A 3,610-nucleotide genomic window follows, 5' to 3' on the forward strand; every position below is an offset into this window, starting at 1 on the left:
ACACCCCGCCCATGTACTCCCCGAGGTCACCGCCGATCGCGATCGGTGGTCCGGCCGGATCGCCGCGGAAACCGGTCAGGCCCGACCACGCCTGCAGGGTGAATTCGCTGGCGGCCCGCTCGGCATACGGACCGGTCCAGCCGAAGTCGGAGATCGTGACGACGACCGCCCGCGGGTTATCCGCCAGCAACCGCTGCGGATCGATGCCCAGCCCGGCCGCCTGCGACCGGGTCGCGGTCATCACGACGATATCGGCGCTGGCCAGCTCGTCGCGTAAACGTCCGTCAGAGCCGGACCAGGTCAGGCTGCGTTTGCCGGCATTGAGGTAGCCGAACAGGGGTGAGTCCGCCTCGTCCGGCATCGGAGAGCAGCTGGCACTGAAGCCCCGCAACGGATCCCCTTGTGGCGGTTCTATTTTCCTGACCTCGGCACCGGCATCCACCAACAGCTTTCCGCAGTAACTGCCGGCTATGCGGTCACTGATCTCGACAACACGGACGTCGTCCAGCGGTGTCGGTCGGCTGTCGTGCTCGCTGCTCAACCTGTATCCGTCTACATCGTCGGGTTGTTGTCTATGCCATCTTAGTAACTTTGCCGATCGGCGCTTCGACCAAAGTTGAACCGGGCGCTTGACCAGCGCGGCTATTATGCCATTACTGCTAAGATTGCCGTTTATGGAGTTCGCGGGTGCAGCGGCCGTGGCTCCGTCCGGTCATTCCGCTGCTGGAATCGTATGACTGCGCTGGGAATTGGCCCCGAGGCTCGACGCCGTTTGTCGGCGCCGAGGATCGCCGAGATTGTCGCGGACGAGTTACGGCGCCAGATCATCGACGGCGAATTGGCCGACGGTGATTTGCTGCCCCGCCAGGAAGTGCTCGTCGAACAGTTCAACGTCAGCCTGGTTTCGCTGCGGGAGGCGCTGCGGATCCTGGAGACCGAGGGGCTGGTATCGGTTCGGCGCGGCAACCGGGGCGGTGCGATTGTGCACGCTCCGGCGAAAACCAGTGCCGCCTACATGTTGGGTCTGCTGTTGCAGAGCGAGTCGGTTGTCGTAGCCGATCTGGGCACGGCGATACTCGAGCTCGAACCCGCCTGCGCGGCATTGGCGGCTCAGCGACCCGACCGCGCCGACACCATCGTCCGCGAGCTCAAAGAGATCAACGCCGCGATGGAAGCGCATCTGGAGGACGGACCCGAATTCACCGAAATCGGCCGCAAATTCCACGATCTCATCGTGCGTGGCTGCGGAAACCGCACGATCATCGCGGTCGTCGGCACCCTCGAGACGCTGTGGACCAGTCACGAACAGCAATGGGCCGACGAGAGTGCAGCTAAGGGCACCTACCCATCGCTTTCCAAGCGTCGCGCCGTGCTCAACACACATGTCAAGCTGGCGGAGATGATCGAAGCGGGTGACGTCGACCGGGCACGTCGCATCGCTGCCCGTCATCTTTCCGACACGCAGAGCCACGTGCTGGCCGCAGGCCCCGACCAACGGATCTATGCGTTGTCGCCGCAGGCGCTGTCGCGCCCACGAGACAACCGCCATCTGTAAGTCGTGAACTCCCGAACCGCACTGGTAACCGGTGGCAGCGGCGGGATCGGTAAGGCCTGCGCGAGCAAACTGTGCGAACTGGGTTACGACGTCGTGCTGTCGGCACGACGAGAGGGCCCGCTACGCGCGGCCGCCGAGGAAATCGGGGCGCGCTATATCGCCGCCGATGCTTCTGACGCGGTCGGCTTTGCGCAAGCGATCAGCCCAATGGAGACAATCGATTTGGTCGTGCACGCCGCCGGAACGCTCGGCGGGACCTACGCACGCAAGCAAACATTCGAGCAATGGCAGTCGATCATTTCGGCCAACCTGGATTCCTGCTTTGTGGTGACCGCCGCCGTACTACCGCGGATGCATGCCGGCTCGCGGCTGGTGTTCATCTCGTCGTCGGCTGCGCACGAACCAATGATGGCGCGGACCGCCTACTCGGCATCCAAAGCGGGGATGAACGCGTTCGCCCGTGCGCTGGCGCTCGAGGTCGACCGTGACGGCATCGCTGTCCATATCGTGACACCGGGACCCGTGGAAACCGAGATGCTGCAGGATGTTCCGTTCGAGATGTACGCAATCCAGGTGTCTGATGTCGCCGAGGCCGTGGCGTGGCTCGACACTGTGGATCCGTCGGTGGACCTGCCGGAGATCCGGCTGAACGCCGTGCGGCGCGGACCCTTCGCCCACGAACCCGTCGTGCCGACCGAGGCTCGCCGGCGGGCCGCACAGCAGCGATGATCGAGCGCGTTATCCCGCGAAGGCTCGATTATCCCCGGATCACCGTTTCGCCGAATTCGTGCAGCGATTCCGGGGCGGCGAAATCAGCGAACCAGACGTAGAACCGCTCGACGCCCTGGGCGGCCAGGCCGGCGAAATGTCCGGACAATTCGTCGGCGTCACCGCATACCAGGCCCGAACCCAGGTGGCCGAACCGCCGGGTGCTCAGCTCCCGCACGGCGCTGGGGTCGCTGTCCTTGCGAACGAAGCCGACCATCTGCTGAACCGACACCCGAGCTGACCCGGCAGCCGGGGCCAACCGCGCCAACCGATCGAGATGGTTCGCCGGTATGTTCCACCAATCTGCATATCTGCGAACAAGTTCCATCATCCGGCGCCCGGTGCCACCGAGAACCAACGGTATCCGATGCTCGGGAAGTGGAAACTGACTGCGGTCCGGAGCCTCGTCCCGCCCCCAGTACTGCATGATCAATCGCAAATGGCGCTCAAGTTGCTCGACCCGGGCTACCGGATCGTCCTGGCCAACATCGAATCTGGCGAACTCAGCGGGCCACGAGCCGGATCCGAGGCCGAGCTCGAACCTGCCGTCCGACGCCTCGGATAACGTGACGGCCTGTTTGGCCAGCACCGCCGGATGCCGAAACGCGTCGCAGAGCACCAGATGACCGATCCGCAGCCGTTCGGTCTTCGCGGCCACCCAGGTGGCTACACCCATTGCCTCCCAGATCTTTTCGTCGCGCAGCCCGGGCGCCTCGAGGTGGTCGATGAACGCTACCCCGGAAAAGCCGCTAGCCTCGGCGTGGCGCGACCGCTCCACGATGTCGGCAACCGGCAACCTCACTTGCGGCAGGAACAGATACCACTCGGCCATAGCTGATTACCATACGGAGCCGCCCAATCCGCCGCGGCAGCGATTGACGTCTGTCGCGCTAGTTTACTATTTTTATTATGTTAGGGGCCTTATGGATGTCGGACTGAATTCCGGTCAGCTGGCGCTGCGTGACAGCGTGCGCGACGTCCTGCGCACCGAGTGCCCGCCCGGCGTCGCCCGCCAGGCCATGACGGATCCAGAACGGTGGCGCACCGTGTGGAAGACGGTGGTCAACCTTGGCTGGACCGAACTGGCCGTGCCGTCCGACGGCGCGGACGGCGCCTTCGGTCGCGTCGATCTCGCTGTCGTTCTCGAGGAGTGCGGTGCGGCTATCGCCCCCATCCCGTTGCTGTGCAGTGTCGGTCTGGCCGCAGGTGCCTTGCGGGTGGCCGGCCCCGCGGTTGACGAGGTGCTGGCCGCCATCGGCGGCGGCGGCGTGGCCGCGCTGGCTGTCC

5 protein-coding genes are annotated in these 3,610 nt (G+C 64.9%); 3 read left to right on the top strand and 2 right to left on the bottom strand.

What is annotated here, in order from left to right; translation table 11 throughout:
* On the bottom strand, positions 1 to 541 hold a 541-nt coding region (locus WAN71_RS27640), incomplete at its 3' end, for a CoA transferase (protein ID WP_422228377.1).
* A gap of 192 nt (positions 542 to 733) precedes the next feature.
* Here WAN71_RS27640 and WAN71_RS27645 point away from each other — a divergent pair.
* Positions 734 to 1,555, top strand: a complete 822-nt coding sequence (locus WAN71_RS27645; RefSeq protein WP_422228378.1) for a FadR/GntR family transcriptional regulator — start codon at positions 734 to 736, stop codon at positions 1,553 to 1,555.
* A 3-nt stretch (positions 1,556 to 1,558) separates the two neighbouring features.
* Complete coding sequence (locus WAN71_RS27650; protein WP_422228379.1) at positions 1,559 to 2,284, top strand: SDR family oxidoreductase; 726 nt, start codon at positions 1,559 to 1,561, stop codon at positions 2,282 to 2,284.
* A 28-nt stretch (positions 2,285 to 2,312) separates the two neighbouring features.
* Here WAN71_RS27650 and WAN71_RS27655 read toward each other — a convergent pair whose 3' ends face one another.
* Complete coding sequence (locus WAN71_RS27655; protein ID WP_422228380.1) at positions 2,313 to 3,155, bottom strand: LLM class flavin-dependent oxidoreductase; 843 nt, start codon at positions 3,153 to 3,155, stop codon at positions 2,313 to 2,315.
* Between the two features lie 91 nt (positions 3,156 to 3,246).
* On the opposite strand from WAN71_RS27655, the gene WAN71_RS27660 reads away from it, so the two are divergent.
* Positions 3,247 to 3,610 (top strand): acyl-CoA dehydrogenase family protein (locus WAN71_RS27660; RefSeq protein ID WP_422228381.1); only part of this gene is annotated, 364 nt, incomplete at its 3' end.

It is taken from the genome of Mycobacterium sp., assembly GCF_049280035.1.
Lineage (GTDB): Bacteria > Actinomycetota > Actinomycetes > Mycobacteriales > Mycobacteriaceae > Mycobacterium.